This is a genomic window from Paenibacillus sp. FSL R5-0908 (assembly GCF_038006245.1).
In the GTDB taxonomy this organism is placed as follows: domain Bacteria; phylum Bacillota; class Bacilli; order Paenibacillales; family Paenibacillaceae; genus Paenibacillus_AQ; species Paenibacillus_AQ odorifer.
On record NZ_JBBOUV010000001.1, the window covers coordinates 2,692,821 to 2,713,925 of the forward strand.

General features: G+C 35.2%; 16 protein-coding genes. 10 read left to right on the plus strand and 6 right to left on the minus strand.

The annotated features are described in order from the left end of the window. Positions 1-12 precede the first annotated feature (12 nt). The 6 genes from MKZ09_RS11750 (at position 13) to MKZ09_RS11775 (ending at position 6,116) form a co-directional block, all read left to right on the plus strand. Positions 13-2,031 carry an ATP-binding protein gene (locus tag MKZ09_RS11750; protein WP_076204645.1) on the plus strand — a complete coding sequence of 673 codons (2,019 nt, stop codon included), beginning with the start codon at positions 13-15 and terminating at the stop codon, positions 2,029-2,031. Positions 2,032-2,088: 57 nt separating this feature from the next. Further along, on the plus strand, positions 2,089-2,622 hold the full coding sequence (locus MKZ09_RS11755) for a hypothetical protein (RefSeq protein ID WP_076204640.1): 534 nt from the start codon (positions 2,089-2,091) through the stop codon (positions 2,620-2,622). Beyond that, entirely contained in the window at positions 2,619-3,161 is a 543-nt protein-coding gene (locus MKZ09_RS11760) for a hypothetical protein (protein ID WP_076204635.1), read from the plus strand. Before MKZ09_RS11755 ends, MKZ09_RS11760 begins: the two co-directional genes overlap by 4 nt. A gap of 150 nt (positions 3,162-3,311) precedes the next feature. After that, positions 3,312-3,530, plus strand: coding sequence for a hypothetical protein (locus MKZ09_RS11765; protein ID WP_076204631.1), 219 nt, complete (start codon positions 3,312-3,314; stop codon positions 3,528-3,530). A gap of 122 nt (positions 3,531-3,652) precedes the next feature. Then, the gene (locus MKZ09_RS11770) at positions 3,653-4,942 is read left to right on the plus strand and encodes a hypothetical protein (protein WP_076204628.1); all 1,290 of its coding nucleotides are present in this window, start codon (positions 3,653-3,655) and stop codon (positions 4,940-4,942) included. Next, positions 4,905-6,116: an SIR2 family protein gene (locus tag MKZ09_RS11775; RefSeq protein ID WP_076204624.1), complete on the plus strand. Its 1,212-nt coding sequence runs from the start codon at positions 4,905-4,907 to the stop codon at positions 6,114-6,116. The genes MKZ09_RS11770 and MKZ09_RS11775 overlap by 38 nt, the downstream gene beginning before the upstream one ends. Positions 6,117-7,038: 922 nt before the next feature. On the opposite strand, the gene MKZ09_RS11780 is transcribed toward MKZ09_RS11775, so the two are convergent. The 3 genes from MKZ09_RS11780 to MKZ09_RS11790 form a co-directional block, all read right to left on the minus strand. Then, positions 7,039-10,035: a P-loop NTPase fold protein gene (locus MKZ09_RS11780; protein WP_076204616.1), complete on the minus strand. Its 2,997-nt coding sequence runs from the start codon at positions 10,033-10,035 to the stop codon at positions 7,039-7,041. Between the two features lie 892 nt (positions 10,036-10,927). Further along, entirely contained in the window at positions 10,928-11,377 is a 450-nt protein-coding gene (locus tag MKZ09_RS11785; protein WP_076204613.1) for a hypothetical protein, read from the minus strand. A gap of 327 nt (positions 11,378-11,704) precedes the next feature. Further along, positions 11,705-12,592 carry a trypsin-like peptidase domain-containing protein gene (locus tag MKZ09_RS11790; protein ID WP_076204610.1) on the minus strand — a complete coding sequence of 296 codons (888 nt, stop codon included), beginning with the start codon at positions 12,590-12,592 and terminating at the stop codon, positions 11,705-11,707. Positions 12,593-13,057: 465 nt separating this feature from the next. Between MKZ09_RS11790 and MKZ09_RS11795 the strand changes: the two genes are divergently transcribed. Together MKZ09_RS11795 and MKZ09_RS11800 are read left to right on the plus strand one after the other, a co-directional pair. Next, positions 13,058-13,897, plus strand: a complete 840-nt coding sequence (locus MKZ09_RS11795; protein WP_076204607.1) for a hypothetical protein — start codon at positions 13,058-13,060, stop codon at positions 13,895-13,897. A gap of 701 nt (positions 13,898-14,598) precedes the next feature. Then, positions 14,599-14,922, plus strand: a complete 324-nt coding sequence (locus MKZ09_RS11800; RefSeq protein WP_076204601.1) for a hypothetical protein — start codon at positions 14,599-14,601, stop codon at positions 14,920-14,922. Positions 14,923-15,571: 649 nt separating this feature from the next. Here the strand turns inward: MKZ09_RS11800 and MKZ09_RS11805 are convergent. The 3 genes from MKZ09_RS11805 to MKZ09_RS11815 all read right to left on the minus strand — a co-directional run bounded on the left by MKZ09_RS11805 (position 15,572) and on the right by MKZ09_RS11815 (position 17,763). Next, entirely contained in the window at positions 15,572-15,799 is a 228-nt protein-coding gene (locus MKZ09_RS11805) for a hypothetical protein (protein ID WP_076204598.1), read from the minus strand. A gap of 30 nt (positions 15,800-15,829) precedes the next feature. Then, positions 15,830-16,873, minus strand: coding sequence for a hypothetical protein (locus MKZ09_RS11810; protein ID WP_076204595.1), 1,044 nt, complete (start codon positions 16,871-16,873; stop codon positions 15,830-15,832). A 239-nt stretch (positions 16,874-17,112) separates the two neighbouring features. Beyond that, positions 17,113-17,763, minus strand: a complete 651-nt coding sequence (locus MKZ09_RS11815; protein ID WP_076204592.1) for a DUF4304 domain-containing protein — start codon at positions 17,761-17,763, stop codon at positions 17,113-17,115. A 1,026-nt stretch (positions 17,764-18,789) separates the two neighbouring features. Here MKZ09_RS11815 and MKZ09_RS11820 point away from each other — a divergent pair. Together MKZ09_RS11820 and MKZ09_RS11825 are read left to right on the plus strand one after the other, a co-directional pair. Next, positions 18,790-19,269 (plus strand): hypothetical protein, encoded by a 480-nt coding sequence (locus tag MKZ09_RS11820; RefSeq protein WP_076204586.1) that lies wholly within the window; start codon positions 18,790-18,792, stop codon positions 19,267-19,269. A gap of 175 nt (positions 19,270-19,444) precedes the next feature. Next, a complete protein-coding gene (locus MKZ09_RS11825; protein ID WP_076204583.1) occupies positions 19,445-21,103 on the plus strand; it encodes a DUF262 domain-containing protein in 1,659 nt (552 codons plus the stop codon). Positions 21,104-21,105: the final 2 nt, after the last annotated feature.

Below are 21,105 nucleotides of genomic sequence, written 5' to 3' on the forward strand. Positions count from 1 at the left end.
GAGTTGATTGTGATGAAAAAAATCCAAATAACAACTAAAGGGATAAAGAAATCGTTAAAGAAATTTACTTATTTACAATCGGTATCGGAATATATCTGGAACGGTTTTGATGCAAAGGCAACCACTATTGAAATTCATACTACACATAGTGGGTTAGATGCAGTGAGTGATATTAAAATTAACGATAATGGTTATGGAATTAGTTTAGTCGAATTGGAGCGTAAATTCACTCCCTTCTTTGAATCTGAAAAACAGGTTGATCCACTGATGCGGGAGAGGAATATACGCTCAGCAACCCATGGGAAAAACGGAATAGGTCGACTGACATTTCATCGTTTCTGTTCCGAGGCACAATGGATTACTACCTACTTAGATGGAGAAGAAATAAAGCGTTATGTAATAACCGTCAATGAAAACAGTTTAGATACATATGAAACGTCTACTCCCGAGCTAACTTCGGCTGGAACAGGTACATGCGTGCTTTTGAAAGGTATTACATATAAAGATTTTAATCTTGCTGATTTAAAAAGGTTCTTATGTAAAGAATTCGGTTGGTTTCTAGAACTTAATGCGGATAAATCCTTCGCAATAACAATCAATGGAGAACGACTTGATTATTCTAGGGTAGTTGGGGATTTAGAGTTTTTTACGGTCAGGTATGATGCAACCAATACTGAATTTAAAGTGAAATATGTGCGTTGGGAAGAACGAATGAATTTAGAATATTCTAAATATTATTTCTTAGATCAATTAGGAAATGAAAAGCATAAAATCAACACTCGATTCAACAACAAGGGAGATACATTTTATCATAGCCTATTTATTGAAAGTCAAATTTTTAACGATTTCCATTTTGGAGAGGTTCAACCAGCGGAAATCGCTTTATTTGGATACGATCAAAATTCGGATGAATATAAATTTTTAATCGAGAACCTTAACAAATTTCTAAAAGAAAAACGCAAGCCATTTTTAAAGGAATATACAGATACCATTATTAAAGATTTGAAAGTAGTTGAGGCATTCCCGAAGTATGGTAATAACTCATGGGATAAGGCAAGACAAGATGAATTAGAAGAACTAATACGTGAGTTGTATCAAGTAGAACCTAAACTTTTCTCTAAATTGAATGTGGAGCAGAAGAAGACCTTTGTTCGCTTCTTGGATCTCATCATGGATTCAGGTGAGCAAGAGCGCCTTTTTGATATTTTGAATGGAATAGTTGAACTGAACAGTGACGAACGAACGGAATTAGCAGATGTATTGAAGAAAACAAGGCTAACCAATGTAATAAAGACCATTCGATTGATACAAGATCGATACAAGGCCATAAATGAATTAAAGCAGATTGTATATGATGAAGAACTGATGGCAAATGAAGTGAAGCATGTACAGCAATTTGTTGAAAAACATTATTGGATATTTGGGGAACAATATCACCTAGTAACAGCAGCAGAGCCTAAATTTGAGCAAGCATTACGTCGGCATGTTCACTTGCTAACGGGGAAAGAGATCGATGGGCATATTGAGCATGTGGACAAACGTAAAGAAATGGATATTTTTATGGTTAGATGGGACAAACAAATTGATAAAGTACGTAACGTTGTAGTGGAATTAAAGCATCCTTCTGTACCCTTAGGTAAGAAGCAATATGATCAGGTTATAAGCTATCTGGATGTAATCATGAACCAAGAAGAGTTTAATTCGTCACAGATGGAGTGGGAGTTCATTTTGATTGGGAATAAACCAGATAAGTCAGGTTTCATTGAAAACCTATATGAGAATGTTATGAACCACGGTGAGCGATCACGCGGATTGGTTTATAAAATAAAAAAATATAAAGTTTACGTAAGAACATGGGCTGATATTTTTACTGAATTTGAAGTGAAACATAAGTTTTTGGATGATAAGTTACAACTGGAAAGATTGGAACTTAGTGAAAAATATTATGATCATGCTGACGAAATTATTAATGAACTGGAAGGTAATTCTGCAATCATGGCGGGTCAACATACTCTCCCTAAAAACAACTAATACTTAGAAATGATAATTAAGCGAAGAATAATAACCATAATAAAGGAGTTTTATACAATGGATTTTGATGATTTTATTAAATCTCAACAAGAAGAAGTTTCTCCTGAAAACGCGGAAAAACAAGTCGAGGATTTTAGTAGACAGATTGAAGAGATCTACAAAATTGCTAGAGAAGCATTAGAAGTATACGTTGATGAGGGTTCCGCTAAATTGACCATACAAAAACGAGACATCTTTGAAGAACTACTAAGCGGTGTTCAGGGATACTGTTATAAAGTAGACGAGATGATCATCCAAATCGGCAGGTCTAGAGTGACGCTTACTCCTATCGGTATTAATATCATCGGTGCCATGGGACGCATTGATATGGACGGTCCTCTCGGGAAAGCTGTTCTTCTCTTGACAAACTCAGGAGGTCCCAAATTCAAGGTGCAATCACCATTTGATAAACTTCCAGCATCAGAGAGTCCAGTTGTTCAGCCAGCAGAAGAACAGGTGTGGCATTTCATGATACGCACCCCAAAGCTTCATTATATTGAAGTGAATGTAGAAACATTCAAAGAAAACCTAATGAAGGTGATCAGTGGATGACAAAGCTAAGGCGTTCACATGACGAGCTAACTCTAGAAGAGGTCTCTAACTATTTTAGTGATTCTTTAGAGTCGCTAAGATTATTGAAGCAAAATGTACTTAATGGAGTTAAGCCTATTTCAAATCAGTTTATTGGCCTCACTCCCAGGGAAGTTGAAGAAATTTTTATTTCTCGGGAGGCGGAACTTGACCGTCTCTCTACGTTTAATTTACTTGCCGCTACTGAAGCTAGCCTGAGAGTTGATTTTGATGAGCGCGTGAATAAAAGAGGAAAAAGTGATTTAGATCGATTATTTCTTAAAATATATAGTGATAATAAAGAAAGAGTATCTTTGGAGGATCATATTTTGGAGAGCTGGAAAAAAGTTAAACCTGGGGTTTTACATATATTCTCAGACTACAAAAGCCTATTAACTTATCGGCATTGGCTTGCACACGGTCGCTATTGGATTCCTAATCTTGCACGTAAACATAATGATTTTCATTCACTTTACCCGATATGCTTTGCAATAGAGGCAGAGCTTCGAATAAATAGATAACTTCTCAATCTAAATTTGTTGACAGTAGATTTGGAATTGATTATTCTTAAATTAATTGAATACTTTTAAAACGGAAGCACCGTCGAATATCCATGGGTAAACCATGTATATTTAGCGGTGCTTATTTTTATCTCAAAGGAGAGAATGGAAATGAAAAATAATAAAAATCGTATTCGTATTCTAACCAACCAACAAATTGATAATTGCATTATGTCTGCTGTAGAAGTGGAAGCATGGATATTAGACAAACCCGATTCCATTGGATGTATTCATTCTTATAATAATCTAACAATAAAAATTGGTGATGAGTATTTTATGCGTGATAACTGTACATTTTTTCTAAGGAAAAACTATTTTAAACTCGTTTGATATTAAAGTATCATTTTGCAGGATTTGAAAGTAAAATGTCGAATTTATCCATTCTAATGAAAACTATTTTTAAATTGGTTTATAGGCCAACAGATAATTATGCATAGTAGAGGGGGATGGCTATGGAGGCAGAGAAAATTTACGTCTTTAATGGGCACAAATTTTTAGAATACATTGATGTAGAAATGTTCAAGGAAATCATTGTTGATGAACTGGGCTACTCCGATTCTACAGTTGGTTTTGATAAGTATTATGAGAAACTGATTGCTAAGAAACCTTCATATAGAAAATGGATCAATGAACTCCTGTTTGAACATATTTTATATGGGCGATTGACCAATATCTATATCCATAAAATTAAGTCTCCAATTAAACCAGCGAAACAATTATTCCTGAAACGAGCAGAACGGGTAATTGATAGTTTTAAAAGCTATCTTTCTGTTCCCGTTCAAGAAATGATCACTGCCGAAGATTTTTATCTTATGGATTTGATAAATGTCACTGTTGATGGTGGCCATTTTATTGCTGGGTTTGATTACACAGAAGAGAATGGTATCATTCAAACCATGCGATTCTTAGTTGGGAAAAATATATATCGAAAACGAGTGGTGAAAAAAGTTGAATCCACCAAGAATGAGTATTTACTGGGTGGTGTAGAGATAAATTTTAAAGAAGGATATTTCCTGATTTTGAATAAACACACCGCTAATATGTTTGATGAGGATGAAGACGATAAAATAACAAGCCCTAGTGCATTCCATACGTACATGCTGAAAAAAATTATTGAACCTTTAAGTATTGAGGCGAATTTTGAGTTTAAGCAAGACCAAGAGGGGATGTCCAATTACTGCAAAGAACTATTCAATAAACTTATTGATGATGACAGAAAAAATATTAACAGCATAACAAAATCCGATATAGACTTGTTTGGCAGAAAGGCTGCTGCACACATTAAGAGTGGAAAGAAGCCCGCGAATGCTACACAAATGAATGATTTTAAAGAAAAGGTTAAAGCGCTAATGTTAGGCATTTTTATTATGAATAATTACGAAGAAGATGATATGAGAATAAAAGCACGGTCTTTGGATATGATTGGATATCCAACAAAAATATCTTATAAAAATGCAAAATCCAATAGAAGTTCTACTGGTACCAATAGGGCAACAAGATGTATTGCAAACTCTGACACGATTTATAGTCTGTTAACGGATTTTGAAAATACAAAGTATCTTGAAAAATGGTCGATGTCATGGTTCGTAGATCATAACGACAAATCTAATCTAGATGTTGTTCAAACCACAATTGAAGCCAGGAAAAAATATTTCAAAGTGACGCTTATCGCTTATCGTCAATTTAATAAGGAGATTATTCATAATGTCGTTACAAACCTTAATAGCTACAGAGATTACTAATCAGCACATTTATGAAATTGAGCGTTTTCTAGATGAGGGAGCAGATAATACGTATGACAGTTTTATGTTTGAGAGTTTTTTGAATCGTCCAGAATATGATGAATTAAATAAGTGGTTAATTTCAAACTCTACTGAAAAAGTTATTTATGAATGCATGGATGATGATGAACTTGTATGGTCAGCAAATAACAAATCCGATTTATGTATTGTTTGCGGTCAAGAAATTTCAAATGATTTTCAGCACGAGTATCATAGTGAGTATAAAATTGACAAGGATTGCGTAAATAAATTACGACTAGAAATCGTACAATATTTTGAAGATAAGTATTTGCTAAAAGAGTATCAGCAGAACTTTGATTTAGTGAAAAATGAACGATCAAAAATCATACCATTTATAGGTTCAGGATTATCCGTTCCGTTGGGCCTTCCCAATTGGACTCAGCTACTTGAAAAATTTAATCCAATGTTTTCAAAGTCGAACCAACAAGAAACGTATTTGGACTATACGAAACAAGGTGACTTATTAAAAGCATTGGACTACTTAAAAGAATGGTCTGTTTATCTAAATGACGATGACCAAATTAAAGATGCCATTATAAAAATCATTGAGAGCGAACAAAAGTCTGGTGTCGATGAAGAACTTCATAATTTTTATGATGTGATTAAGCTCAATTCGAATTTATATATTACAACGAATTATGATTTGCTTTTAGAAAAATTCCTATCTTACTCGGTAGATTATAGAGCACCATTATGCTTAAACGATGTAGACAATCTTAGAGAATTGCTTGATGAAAGTAGTCAAGTTCTGCACATCCATGGGCATATTAAACGAAAAGATACTATGATTGTTTCTGCCGCAGATTATACAAAGTTGTACGAAGATAGTGGATTAGTGTATAAATTAAACCACATTATAACGAGCCGTCCTTTACTATATCTTGGATTTTCGTTGAATGTCAAATTCTTTGTAGACTTGTACACGAATTTAAATGAAATTGTAAAAAGCCACCACTACATTGTTTTGGCTAATCCCACTTTTGAGAAAGCAAGAAAACTTAACATGCAAAGAATAAAAGTTTTAGGACTAAATGTGGCTCTTAAAGATGGTAAGACGGATTATGATGACATGATTATCGCTATCAGAACTCTCGTGAATTTTATTACTAAATAACTTAAACTCAGAGAAAAAACTTCGTAAGTAAGTTTTTTCAGCAAGAAGAAAATAACTAATTCATTAACGAAGCAGCGGCGACCAAGACTTTATTACCCATGTCATGGTCGCCGCTGTTTTCATTAAACTAATGCTTCTCTCTAGTTCCATAAAGCGCCCTGTAACGATGGTGCATGGATGGTTAGTAAGGAAAGACATACCAAGCTTATAATCCTTTATGTATCAAATCGTACACTCACAAGAGCGGTAAATTCACATTGGTTATTTGTCAGCCAAAATTTAAAGAATTCTTCAGAACTCTGTCAGATAAACAAAGGCAGCCTTTTTATTTTCATTAAGTCAGATTTAATATTCTAACTGCTGCGGGTTGTTTCGGTTATAGAAAGTTAGCAATGAAAAAACGAAGGATTATGGCGCTACTTTTGAACATCGAGATTGATTATAGCTAAGGGAGCATGGACATAAAAGGAAGCCCGCTTAATTGCTCAGCAGACGCGTTTTCATTCATATATAAAGCTTTTATGTGGTTAGGACATTTAGTTGCTTATACGCGAAGTGGAGCCCATTAGAAAGGAAGTCTTATTAATGAAAAACCGAATCATCACAACCGACGCCGAACTAAAAAGTTTAATGCTCATTGGCGCTCCTTTAGACATATGGATGGGGGATCATCTTTGTGAGAAAAACCGAATGATAACCAACTTCAGCCCATCATCGATTCAAAGTAACGACAGGTATTATTTGCGTTCGAATGTACAAATTGTTCGTAAGAATGCTCTTCAATAAGTTTAGCTGGGGAGTTATCAAAAGAAGAAGCGGCGACCAAGATTAAACTTTCTAAGTCTTGGTCGCCGCCTGTTTCCATTGAACCCACGTTTCCTGTTAGAGTAATGCACGTTATACCTTAATCGATTCATCCATTTCAGTTAAACTCATTGGTATCTTTAATTTCATTCAGACCTTCACTATTTATTAATAACTTATCTAGAAATTCATAAGTAACCGCTATAGAATCGGTAAACTTTCTTTCATAATTATTACCTGTAATTAAATCACTGCCCCATGTAATTTTTTTTGATTTAATTTCATCCTTATTACTTTTCCAATAATCAATAATTCGATCTCTATTAAGTACATTAGTAAAATCTTCAATGCTTGGAGTGTGTTTAGTTGTATATCCGTAAGCTGTTGTATAGTTTAAAAACAGATAATATAAGAAGTATTCGGTAGCCATTTCAGAGTTCTGTGTGTTAAAACAAAAATCGAAGAGATAATTATTCATTTCCATGTTAATCTCATGCAGATCCTTATTCCCTTTAATATCATAATAACCGCATGGAACCCCGCTACCAATTTTTATACTACCTAATTGATAAAGCATAAATGAAAGTAGTTCTGATTTTAACTTATTTAATTCTTTATCCAAGATGTTAAATGGAACTTTTAATTTAATATAATCAGTCGATCTACTGCAAGATTCATCTAAAGATAGTTCCAAAACCTCTTCGAAGATATTCTTACCTTTATCAATATATTGAGATCTAAATATTTGAAATATATGCTGAGAAATTTCTCGCATTTCTCCAATAACAATACTTCTAACTTCACCCGAAGTGGGATTTTGCTTTCCTCCATGTCTAGATAGAGATCTTGTTAAGTTATAAATATCTTCATTTCGATCTGAGCAGCAATATAGACGAAATGTTAACAGATCATATAACCCAAGTACCCCTTTTTCCTCGGCAGCTAGTAGATCCAATATCCCCGCATTTTTGTATTGTTTTTCTCCAAATATCCACTCTGCAATCCCGATTACATTTAAATCCGAATTATTCCAATGTGTTCCTGCGTCATCTGCCCACCCTAACTTGTCCAACAATTTTACTATAGTGTATTGAATCCAGCTTGCTCGTAATCCTATCCCGTGTTTTTGTAGTCTTAATATAGAGTAATTATTAATTGAGTCTATTGCATATTGAAGGATCTCTTTTGATTTCTCTAAAGAAAAACTGTTCGCACTTGTATTCAATAATACTCTCCATAACTGTTCATGACGTTCTTCACCCTTAGAGAATGAAAACTCTTTACGACTAAAAATCTCTGATATACTTAATTCACTTAAAATTTCATCTTTTAAGTTTACGTAGAATTTATATTGTTCGGTTTGAATTGGCTTTGACAATTTTATTATTAAGTTTAAATATCGCTCAAGATTCCCTATACTAGTACTGTGTTTTGTTCCATTAAAACAAGCATAAGATGTAATTTTCTCCTCCGATATGTTCCTTTCAGAACCTAATCGTTTTTCGGCGTCAAATATTTGATTTAAAATAAACTGCTGGTTATTATTCAGACCTTTTAGATACTCCGTGTACATTGTAGAGTTTGTATATTTATTATCCTTACGACTTGAAGAATTTTTTGAAATTGAAAAGAACCCGCGTTTACCTTGAGACTCAGTGTAATATATTTTTCTAAATATACTAGGATAATTCATATAAATCATCAGTAAATGAATGAGATCATGTTTATCAAAATCTGAGTTTGAAAAATCTAGTTTCTCTACCTCTAGCATAACAATTATATTTACTAACCTCTTTAATTTTCTTGCATCACCAATAAACGGAATGTATAAATGAAAATCACTAGAATCAAAAATATCTTTAAGACCTTCTACAGCTTTGGACACTAATTTAGGGTTGCTAAGTAAGTTTCTATCTAACGTTTCATCCTTATTCTCAGTAAAATACTGTAACAACAATTTATGATCCAAATAAAGACTGATTTTAATGTTAACAAACTTTTCAAGAAACTCGATAATTTTCTCGGAATCTAATTTATGCTGTTCCAGCGCTGTAATATTTTCAGTATCATAACACATTACATATGAGATATTTGGAAGAGAAAATGATTTCTTAACAACGAACAATACTTCCTTGATACTTGAGAAATTAAGTCGATCTATATCATCAATTACAATAATGATTTTCTTGTCTATATTACTTAAGACGATCTGTAATTTCTCAAGAATATTTTCAACGGATGCTTTACCAAACGGTATCCCGAATCTTAGATTAAACATAGAGAATGTTAACTTTGAATCGTTCAATAACTGGACATATTTTGCTAGCAACGATTCGAGTTCTGGCGCAAAAAAATTACTTCTTATTATTTCTACAAGACCATTCACAAACTTTTCCATTAGATTATCGTTGTTTTCATGTTTAACGGGGTCAAAGGTATATACTATAATATTATTTTTAAAACGCTCACCCCAAATTCCTTTGCATAAATTAACAAAAGTTGATTTACCAGTCCCCCATGGAGCATCAATCCCAAAGACTAAACTTTCGGGAGATCCTTGATTGTATACCCGCTCTGCAAATCTTTCTGCGGTATCATAAACTTCAAAGGCATCATCACTTTTTATTTTCCCCTCGCTATCACTCAAAAAAAGTGATTTGCTCCGATTCTTAGATGATTCTTTATTGACTTGAAGTACACGAATAACTCTCGAAAGGTAAAATACGATTGGAAGTGTTGAAACTAATGTTAAATATAACCAAGGAACGGAGTGAAGCCATTCTTCAATGAATTCTATTCCGACTCCGCCAATAAGAAACATTGAAGAAGATCCCGATAAAGTTACAATGAGAAGATCTATCCTTTTACTTCGCAATATACTAGCGGCTTTTTTGCCCATTCCCTTTGAGAATGCTATTAATAAAAAGCTATAGAGGGCCACGAGCAGCCAGAAAGTCCATTCATATTTAAGTTGGATTAAATTATTGTTCAAAACTTTCATGAAATTAATAATACAAAAACTTATTTCTACGGATATAGCCCCAAAAATAAACCACTTGAGCATTAACAAATAGCTTACTTTTACTGATTGATACCGTTTATTTACTTCATGCATGCAAATTTCTCCCTTTAACTCAACTAATTTATTCGCGATAATCCATTTCACTGTTATTTGAAATCCACTGAACCACTCCATCCTAAAGGATGGAGATTCTTTTTTGGTGGGCTAAACCACCATGGAGTGATTTCGGCTAAAGCCGACTAAAAGGGAGGCTACTGAAGGTAGGTGGTTTTGAACCACGCCCCTTGCTAACGCAGCTGCTTTCAGCAAGCTAAAGCTTGGTTTGGAATATAAAATCGTACTTCTACTATTTAAGCGTTTATTTACAGGTTTGAGGCTTGTTGTGTCAGAACTGCAAGAACTAATGATACCAGCAAGAGCGATGGCGTAAGTCTCTTAATAGGTGCAAACCATCTTAAGAATCAAATCAGAGATTACACTATCCTGCCCGTAAGTTTAAGGCCCTGACAATTTATACTTTATTTTCTATCCGTAAGGGTGTACTTCAATAAGCTAAGCTGGGTTTGTTTATCGAAAGAAGAAGCAGCGACCAACAATTTACTGCCTAAGTCTTGGTCGCTGCTGTTACCGTTGAGATAATGTTTTCCGTTAACGTAATGACTCACTCAAAGCCGTTAAACGTCCATTGTTAATCCAGTTTGGATTATCATCTTTTGATTTTATGGAATTAAATCTTAGAGCTATCAACATTAGGGAATGGGTTATTCGTATGAATACTTAATATATACTTTTTTTGTTGAAAATGTTGTTGGATATACACTGTAGTTCAGAGTGCATATTCGAAGAGAAATGTAGACTTAGATAAAGCAAATTTAAAATAGAGTTTCGTATTTGGGAGAACCATTTTCTTAATGCTCTCGTAAATAGGCTTCACTTTCTTGCAGTTTAAGGCGAATCGCGTGCGAAGGACTGTAATCAGCAGCTATCAAATCCTTGCTTCCCATGCAAGCGTTCGGAAATCCGAGGCAACTCCAAAAATAACCGTACCTCCCTGCCTTAATTTCCATGAGGGTATTGCACTGGTTACAACGAGGGACCGCCGCTCGACGGCTGCTTGCAAGTCTTTCTTCAATTGCTCTCGTCCGTTCCAGTGGTGATAAAAGAGGTCATTGTCAACTATGCCATGCTCGCGTACCATTTCTTCATATGCATCCTTACTCAGCGATTCTTCTTTGGCCCAGGAATCCCGCTGGCCGTCACCTTGAAGTAGACTATTCACGGTAAGACGTAGTGTTTGCTTGCCGCGCTTTGCTACCACGAATTCTTCAGTCCGATCGTTTTCAATTGGGCGGTTACCTGTGGTCCATGAACGGGTGGAGATGCGGACAATTCCGTGAAGTCCAAACTTTTCTAAATAAACATGTGTAGGAATCATATGCAGACAATACTCCTTTTTGTTATGATTCATTTTCTAGGTATATATTACCATGAAATTACACTGTGTTGGATGTTCATGATGAGCAAGTACAAGAATAAAGAAGATTGAAATTCAATACAGATGAGAGAGTAATTTTTAAAGAAAAAGGTTGGTTTTGGACTAACATGTGCCGATAGCTTAATAAGCTAATCAAAAAAGAAGCGGTGACCATGAACTTAATGCTTAAGTCTTGGTCGCCGCTGTTTCCATAAAGCTAATGTTTCCAATAGGGGAATAACTCTATAGTACTTTCAAGGTCTTTTTCACGGACATTGGTCATTCCAATCATAACTCCTCAATAGAGCCATCTGGATTTATGAAATGAGCATGAACGGCTTGAAGTCCCTCTCCCCATAGACCGCCCTTACCCAGGTCTTGAAAGATCACCCCAACCAGATGGAGCACACCGTCGACAAAAAGGAAGATAGGCCCGCCGCTCATTCCGCCAAATTCAGTCAACTCTTCTAGTTCCCGTTCCCCCATGCGTTTATCCCAATTTTCCCGCGCTATACTCACAACCAACTTACGGTCGGTCGCATCCATCACCTCTCCCTGGATGGCGACAAAATAAGAGGTGGATTGGTACTCATCATGTTCGTCTTCTCGCAGGACGCCTGGCCAGCCTAAAGCAAACACTCGATCTCCCACTTCAGCGTTACGTGTATGGTGGTAACGGAAGAACTGCTTTCCTTTTTGCGTAAGTTCTTCTTTAATATCGCGGGTAATTAGTATCGTGGCAAGATCAAGTAAATCCGAATCTCCAAGGATCAACTCTTCTAGATTTTCCTTGTGAATCAGATCGCCAATTTGAAAACCTGCGGGTTTTCCTTCTTTTCGAAGATCTCGCCAAAATTGGACCACATGATGATTTGTTATGGCAATGCATTTGTCTTCGAGTTCCACAAAAAAGCAGGTGCCGTTATGAATTTCTCCTTCCCCTGTAATGATGATTGGAGTCACGAAACATGGCAAATAGCGAAAGAGCAGATCGGCATAAGCTGTGTTTCTAAGCGCTCCGTGCTCAATTTGTGCTTTGTGATCCTGCAAAAGATCAATTACTTCACTCAATAGCTGACTCAGATTTTCCTGTTCTCTGTTTGCAAGCATTTTTTTTGCTTGCTCCAAATGAGGGATGATAATTTCCTCAATAGATGGTTCTTGTTTTTTGTCCATGATAACATAACCTCCGACTAGTATTTTCTTTTCAATTTTACTTCCTAAATAGCAAAAAAATCTGCCATTAATTATAGATTCTTTTCTATTGAGTGAGACAATGCATGAGAACAAACAGGTGAAGAATATAGCTAAATATAATTTTTCGAATTAACGTTAGGGCATATTAAAACTATTGGTGTAGTGAGTCAATTAACTTATTTTCAGAGCATAAAATTCATGAGCGCAACTTTATTTTCACGACTTCGTAATACTTCTGCCCTGTATTCCGACGCAGCTAGACGTGATAATAAAGGAACGCTGATATTGATTATGTGTTACTGATTGAGGCAACTTAAATGAAAGCATTTATTTATTTGCCTGATGACATAAGCGGAAATTTGAAGGAAGCGATTTTTGGGTTGGGGTCGGCTACTTCAGATTTGTAGTATTTTTGGAGTAGAAGTAAGAGATGGAGGGATTTCGATGAGTTTAAATAAAAAGGATTCCAATGAAATGAATGGGACGTCACAGACACTTGCTAAATGGCCAAGACCTCTACATAAGTTTTTTAAAGATAAGGTGCCGCAAGAATTAGAGGATATTCTACCATTATTGGAAGTTTTAGAGGAGATGTTTGAACTAATTGAACAACTAGAGATACCCACAATTGATATTCCTGAGATCCCCGAAAATGATTTGGGAGAATTCTATACAAATTTGACAAAGGAATGTGTTAGCAATGTGAAGTATGGCTGGTGTCTTTCAGCTTGTATGTCTCTACCTGTATATAGACGGATTGGCGGAACTGCAGATATTCAGAATAGTAAGGATAAACAATTTTTAGAGTATTTCGAAGCGAATGGTTTAAGCTTGTATAAAAATGAGAAGGAGTATATTCTCTCTTCAAGTAATAAGGATTGGGAAGAATTTTATCGGGAGTGTTTTGAATCCATTGAAAGTAATATGTTTAAAGTCTGTATTCCATCACTGCTAACAGCAATTGAGCATGAGCTTAAAAACATTGGTCAAACCGAAGATATTGGATGGAGACTCATTAATGTTATACGGCCTAAACTTAAAGAAAAAGATGAAACAACAAGCTTTGATAATATCATTGGGTCATCCATTGTTTATCTCCTAGAAAATAGTTTATTTAAGAATAGACCATTTAATAACTCCCGTTCGAACTTAATAAATAGAAACAGAGTTCTTCATGGGAGGGATAATCCATCAGCGTGGAGTAAAATAGATGCATATAAATTAATTACAACGATATCTGCGCTGAGGCTTTTTAAAGAATGGTTGTTAGTGGGACCTAAGTAAACTAACGTGTTTTTTTAAAGAGGGCTTCTAGACGGCACGTGAAGAATCTGGTTTACTGAAGGCGCAAAGAGCGATTCATCCCACAAAGGATAATAATCTGAAAGGTGCAATTTTAAATTGTGGCCCCTGTAGAGATATGGATAGGATATCCTCTATTTTAGGAATATCAAATGAAAACAGCTACAGCCGAACACACAGATTGTCTGTAAGGATGTCCTTCAATATGTTAATCTGAGTCGATTCATTAGAAGAAGCGACGCCAAAGACTTTACTGCCTAAGTCTTTGGCGCCGCTTTTTCCAACGATCAATTTTTCCTTATTAGTGTAATACATTATGCTCAAAATTGTCTTATACGGTACATCCTTATCAATTCATTAAAAAAGTTTCTTAATGAAAACTAAAAAAATGAACAGCAAATTTTTTCAGGGATTTTTAATACTTAGTCTTCAAAGAAGCATTAATGGATTTTACAAAATCTAAGAATTCTGTATCCATGATTGATCCCGAAGGCATTTTTTCAGTAATCAATAGAATCTCGAATAAGTTCTTCATGTACACGAATTCAGGGTCGCTCATTACTAAATGTACCAATGTTTCTGTATAACACTTTGCCATTATTATCACACTGCCTTTTTTATTATTATGATATTATTTTAGTAAATACTTAAAATTATCCTGTTTTAGCAAAGGAGCTAATATTATGAAAGATTCTAAAATATTATCAACCCTAGTGAATGAACTAGTGAATGAATTGAATTTAGATGCAACGCCAAGATATACGAAAGAAGATGTTTTAGTGACCGTAAAAGAAATTCAACGAATTCTAGGCGATGATTATAATATTCACTGTGAGATTGATCCATTAAAAGTTGATGCTAAGTTTGTGTTTGTGACTATTAGTGATTCTTCGAAAACAATAGCTACATACATTGATATAGAAGAGATTAACAAGAAAAAATTCTCGAACATTGATTTAGGTGAACGAATTATTAACGAAATAAAAAGAAATAAAGGAAAGAGATAAATTTATAAATATAGTAAATAACCCGCAAGCCAAGCTTAGCGGGTTTCACTTTAGGTATGGGTTAGAATGTAGCTTTTAAAAAATCAATGCCATCTGAAGTGATATAGATGGCAAGCATATCATTACTGTTCCAGTAAATTAAAGTTGATCACGAAATGTGATGAAATGTATATTTTGCTTCTGATTTATAAAAACTTCCAGAAGGTTATACCAGGGAAGACATTGGACTTAATGTTATGTCTACTTGTTTGCTCTATAGACGTCTATGTGTTCATGCATAAAGGGTTTTAGGACAAGATTAATAAAGGCTTAAACGGGAAATGGAGCGCATTAGAGATGGAGGATAAAGTATGACTAAACGAATCATTACAGATGCTGAGCTACAATTGGCGCACCTGTAGACATATGGATGGGGAATCATCTATGTGAGAAAAACCGAATAATAACTAGCTTCAGCGCATTGTCCCTTCATAGTAACGACAGGTATTATTTGCGTACGAACGTACAAATTGTTCGAAAGGATACTCTTCAATAAGTTAAGCTGGGTTGTTTCATCAAAAAGAAGAAGCGGCCACCAAGGAGTTATTACCCAATTCTTGGTAACCGCTGTTGCCATTGAACTAATTTTTTCCGTTCTTCATAATTTATTTCATTTGTCCTTCTTCATTTGATCCATCATTGCTTGAATTTCTTCCCTGCTAGCAATACCTGTTCCGTCAAAAGAACACATCAAGCATGAACGCAGCTCAAATTCTTTTCCATTTTCATCAATATCGGTAACGGGTTCGGTCCAATCTACCTCATTACCGCAAAAATCACATATTCTTTTTCCGTAATCACCTTCATGATATTCGTCTTCTTCTTCAAATTTATGCATTAAAAATAGCCTCCTCAAGTTCTCTTAGTTTTATGGCTTTGCCCAATAATCAGTATGAAGTAAGGGCTGTTGAAGATTTCCCTTTAAATAAGGCTGAATCCAAATGAGCTTGCGAAGCAAGAGCTTCTCGCCGTGCGCTTGGTTACGCCAGTGACCTCGAACGAGCCATTGCTTATCAAGAATTTTATCTGTGCCTTGCTGAACCATGTTGTTTTCAGGAGCAGGCTTTCCGCCTTGTTTTGAAATCACAATGGTTTTCCCAACGGCGTAATAAGGGATTTTTGAAGTTCTAGTTGAACGATTGTCGTCTGTTTTCTCTTGCTCCACTTCCTGCTTCAGTTCGATGTAATCGACCTCTTGTGATGACGAATTCAAATAAAAAATAGCGTTGATGACAAATGAAAAGATTTCAGTTGCTTGATCTGCAAAATTTGTCAGTCCTGCTCGATTATAGTTCTCTTCCAACTGTTCAAATACGTTGCCACGTTTAAATCGTAAATTGAGAGTGATGTAGTTGTAGTCCTCAATTGAAGGGAGGGCTTCACTGCCTACAGGGGTGAGTACAGTTAAGATTCGTATGAATTTAGTAATCCCTTTACCAAGTTCTTTAATCACTTGATCCCTTTCAAAAGTAGCCAAGTTTACTTCGTGAATATAGAATCCTTCTACATAGAAATGCTTCTGCTCAGCGGTTAATTTAAAGCTGTTTTTAGGTACGGAAATATAGATGCTTTGAAACGGCAAACGGATAAAAGAAGAATCGACATTTTGTAAATCGGTCTTAAGCAGCATAGCTGTCAGATTTTCTTCATATCGGAAATGTTTTTTGTGATATTTATGGAAGTTGTAGGTATGGAAGAGTACATTGTTTAATAGTTTTGTGCTTTGATCTGAAAAAAAGGAAGCATAAGACTTCCCATATTGTTTATAAATGAAGCTGTTGATTTGTTCTTCTACGACATCTAATTGGTCCACTTGATGCTTAATTTCATATTGTAATATCCGTTCGAACACGTTGTCATTATAAGATATCGTAAGATTCTTCTTTATGATTTCGTAATGTATGGGGTTCACGTACAACCAATCCTGTCTGTTAGATTTGATTTTCATGGGAGGTCAATAGCATCTGAAGTTAATCAACGCTTCTTTCTTAGTAGCTTAAAGATAAATACAATGGAAATAATTAAAATACTAATAATAATTATTGGTAACCAAGGGTTCCCAGTAATAAAGTAACTTTCTCGATATTGAAAATCTTCAATTAGTGAGAACACTACCATCCTCCTCGTGGGATCGTTAATCTACCTAATACTTTAATCGATACATTCTGTGAAGTCCTGAATTAGCCCTGTTACGTTACCGATGTTTTCAAGTCCCCGATGAGCGAAATTGGCGGCTTCTACCGTATTTCCGAGAAAAGCATGTGTACGTGCGATTAGCAAGGCTAATCTTAAATCCAAAGGCGCTCCATAGGCGTCCAGTAACTTCGTACGGTGAGATAACTCGTTCGTTGTTATTGAGGTTATTATATGAGGAAAATCATTGAATTGAGCGAAGTACATTGTCCCCTGACGAACAATCATTTCTCTCATTTTATGTACTACAGCCACTGACTCATCTTCTGTATCGCCATATCGAAACCAAGCTTCACTTTTCTTTTTGCGTAGAACATTTGACTGAAACCAGGTTAACTCATGAACTATGCGAGTTCTAAATTCACAGTCATAGACGGTTATTTTTTTGGCAGGAATTAATTCCCCCAAAGGGTTTGGAAGGAAATCGAAATGAACCCCTAGCTCAACAACGCAAGAGCCACCATACTTATCAGCCTGGATAACAATAGTGTGTATTACATGGTTGTTGTCAACTTTAACAAAATGATAATCAGTTCCTGAAAAACCAACTTCATGTAATGCGGGCGCTAGATATTGTCTGATTAATTTTCTAAATTGACTTGTTATCATTTGTAAATTACCTCTTTGCTATATTCCTATCATAGGGAGACTTTCGACTATATAAGTCAAAGGATCAACAAACTACTCTCTCCACATCCCATCAGAATTTGCATTTTCTCTCATACGATCTGGGGAGTAGTTAGGTCCTCTTTTTAATGTTTGAGGTATCATCAAAAAATAAGTAAATCCCTTCCTGATAGTTAGTTCTAATAGGCCTTGTTCTAATAATTCTGTAACAGCGGCAACTGCTTCATTGACGTCACAGTTAATAAGAATGGTTATTTCATTTATCCAGTTCCAATAGGGAATTTCCTTGTCTGGAGTTACATTGTCCTGTTCACAATTATAGCGGTAGATATCCATACTTGAGAGGTCTGAATATGAGTCGCCATGTATTGCAAGCTCTAGATAAAGTCTTGATGAATGTATATACTTCAGTTGATATTGATGGTATGTCACAAAGGGAAAGATATAATCCCGATACAAATTGGCGAGTTCTATATTTGATCTATGCAAGAACATTCTTTCGGTAATGGTTAAATCGTGACTTGATACGTTGTCTAGGTGAAGTCGTATGTTTGAATCTAACTGAGATCTGAACGATTGAAATGACTTATCACAAATCGATATACACGCGCTGCAATATTGGTCAGACCCTTTGTTTTCCATTGTGAGCTGCATAGAGCAATTAAGGCAAAAGGATAACGAATGGTGAGACATAAGTGAACCTTCTTTCTATAAGATTTATCCAAATAAAAACAAAAATTATAGAGAAATAGTGAATACAGAAATTTTCTAATGAATACGTTGGTTGGAATTTGTTTGGTCTCAATATACAGTTGATAAGACTTCTTTAATCTTCTTTATACAAGCTAGTTTATCATGCTAGATAAGCTTTATTGCAAGTTTTAAATAAATAGTGAGAAAATGTCTTTTTTCCATGTAAATGAAGGAATTATGTGGAAGATTATGATTTTGCGTAGTAAAATAGTACTAAGCGATTTGCTATTTTTTATAATGTAAAGGAGTAAAAAAATGTCGTTAACCGTGGCAATCCTAAGTATAATAATTAGCTTTATAATCGGTTTAATTAGTTCTACTTACATTAAATCGTTTGCAATGAAAAGGAATCCACTTGAGAATAAGGGACCTGAAGAGATTAAAGCACTTATGGAAATTGAATATCGAAAAGGAGTGGAAGAAGGAGAGAAGAAGGCTTTTGCTAAGTTTACACTCATTTATGAGCCATTTGTGGATATATCTGATTCTCTACTAAAAAAAACAGCAGAAGCAGGATATACCATGCAAATGTTCTATAATGGCCTTCCGCTAGGTGATCCAATGAAAAGAGTTACTCATCATGAAGAGAAGTACAAAGAAGAAAATATGAAATACATACTGGATACAATTAATAGAACAATTAATAATTTAATGTTAGTAGCTGATCCACTTGGTATTCCCGTCATAATGAATGAAAAACCGAAGATTGAGAAAAAAAAGACAAAGACAGGATGAAATTTGAGACCAAACGAGAAGTCGATTTAAAATATTTCTTTAATTGAAATATAAACATCTGCCAAACGACATCAACATGTATAGCTTGATGTTTCGGTTGGCTTTTTCATTAATTTCAATGAATTCTTGTTTTTATAATAAATTCATACATAAATTTGGCAGAGGGTGTATTCAAATGATGCTTCCAGAACCACAGTCGAAGGCTTTCTCTTCGATCATTGCAGAGATTGAGAGCGGGCAAATAAAAATTCCACAATTTCAACGTGATTTTGTTTGGGATATTCAAAAATCAGCACAATTGATGGACAGTATTGTTAAAGGTTATCCTATTGGAACATTCATTTTTTGGAGAACTAAAGAGAGACTTAGATCTGTTCGAAATTTGGGGAACATTATTCTTCCAGAACCAGTCGAAGGAGAATACGTTAATTTTGTATTAGATGGCCAACAACGAATGACAAGTCTCTTTGCAAGCTTAAAGGGGGCGAAGATTCAACGTGATGCTAACAAAGCTGATGATTATTCGGCGATATACCTAGACTTGACAGCGTCCAAGGATGACCAGATTGTGACCTTAGATGTTACAGATAAGGAACCTGGCTCATACATAAAGCTAGCTGATTTGCTTTATGGCGGATTGACCTTACTAGCTGAGTATCCTTCTCAATATTTACGTCTTCTTGAAGAATATAAAAGACGGATTGAAGCATATAGCTATTCCATTGTTCTGATCAAAGATGCACCTATAGATGTTGCAACAGAGATCTTCACTAGAATAAATGTTGGTGGCAAGCCCTTGTCTGTATTTGAAATTATGATTGCAAAAACTTTTGATGTAGAAAAAAACTTTGATTTATCCGAAAAATATAAAGAGCTTGTTGAAGAATTACGCCCGCTTGATTATGAAACAATCTCAGATGCCATCGTTCTTCAGACAGTTTCAGTGATTCTTGAGAAGGAGTGCCAAAAAAAGGTTATACTAAAGCTCAGTAAAGATCAATTTATTGCAGTTTGGGATAAAGCTATAGATGCTATTCATAGAGCCGTTGAATATTTTAGATCATTTTTTCGCATACCTGTTTCTCAGCTTTTGCCTTATAATGCATTGATTGTTCCTTTTGCTTACTTTTTTTATATTCATCCTGATAAACCAACGGGTGATACTCAAAAGCAGCTCCAAGATTTCTTCTGGCGGGTGTCTCTTTCAGGGAGATATTCGTCAGGGGTGGAAAGCAAACTCGCGCAAGACATAAAAAAAATAGACCAAATTATTAGCGGCGAATTACCAAAATATGATTGGCCTATCAATACATCGGAAAAGTTTCTTATCGATAATGGATCATTTAGTGCTGGACGAAGTTTTATTAAAGCGATTCTTTGCTTGTATGCGTATTATAAGCCCGAGTCTTTCGTGGATCGTTCGACGGTAAACATTAGTAATTATTGGCTTAAGCAAGCCAACAGTAAAAATTATCATCATTTCTTCCCAAGGGCATATTTGAAAAAGAAGAGTGAGGATGAATTCTACATCAACCACATTCTTAACATAACAATTGTTGATGACTATTTAAATAAGAGGGAAATTGGCGCGTTGGCACCCTCACGTTATATGACCAAATTTAAAAAGACCAACCCCGAACTTCAAGAAACAATGCAGACTCATTTAATTGGGGATCTAGACGAATTTGGAGTATGGGATAATAATTACAATAAGTTTTTTGAGGAGCGAGCAAAGATCGTTAGTAAGATGTTAAAGAAGCGTATAATCCATCAGGAAATTGATAACAACAATTTTGCGATTTTACCAGATGAGCAAGTGGAAGATATTGAATAACA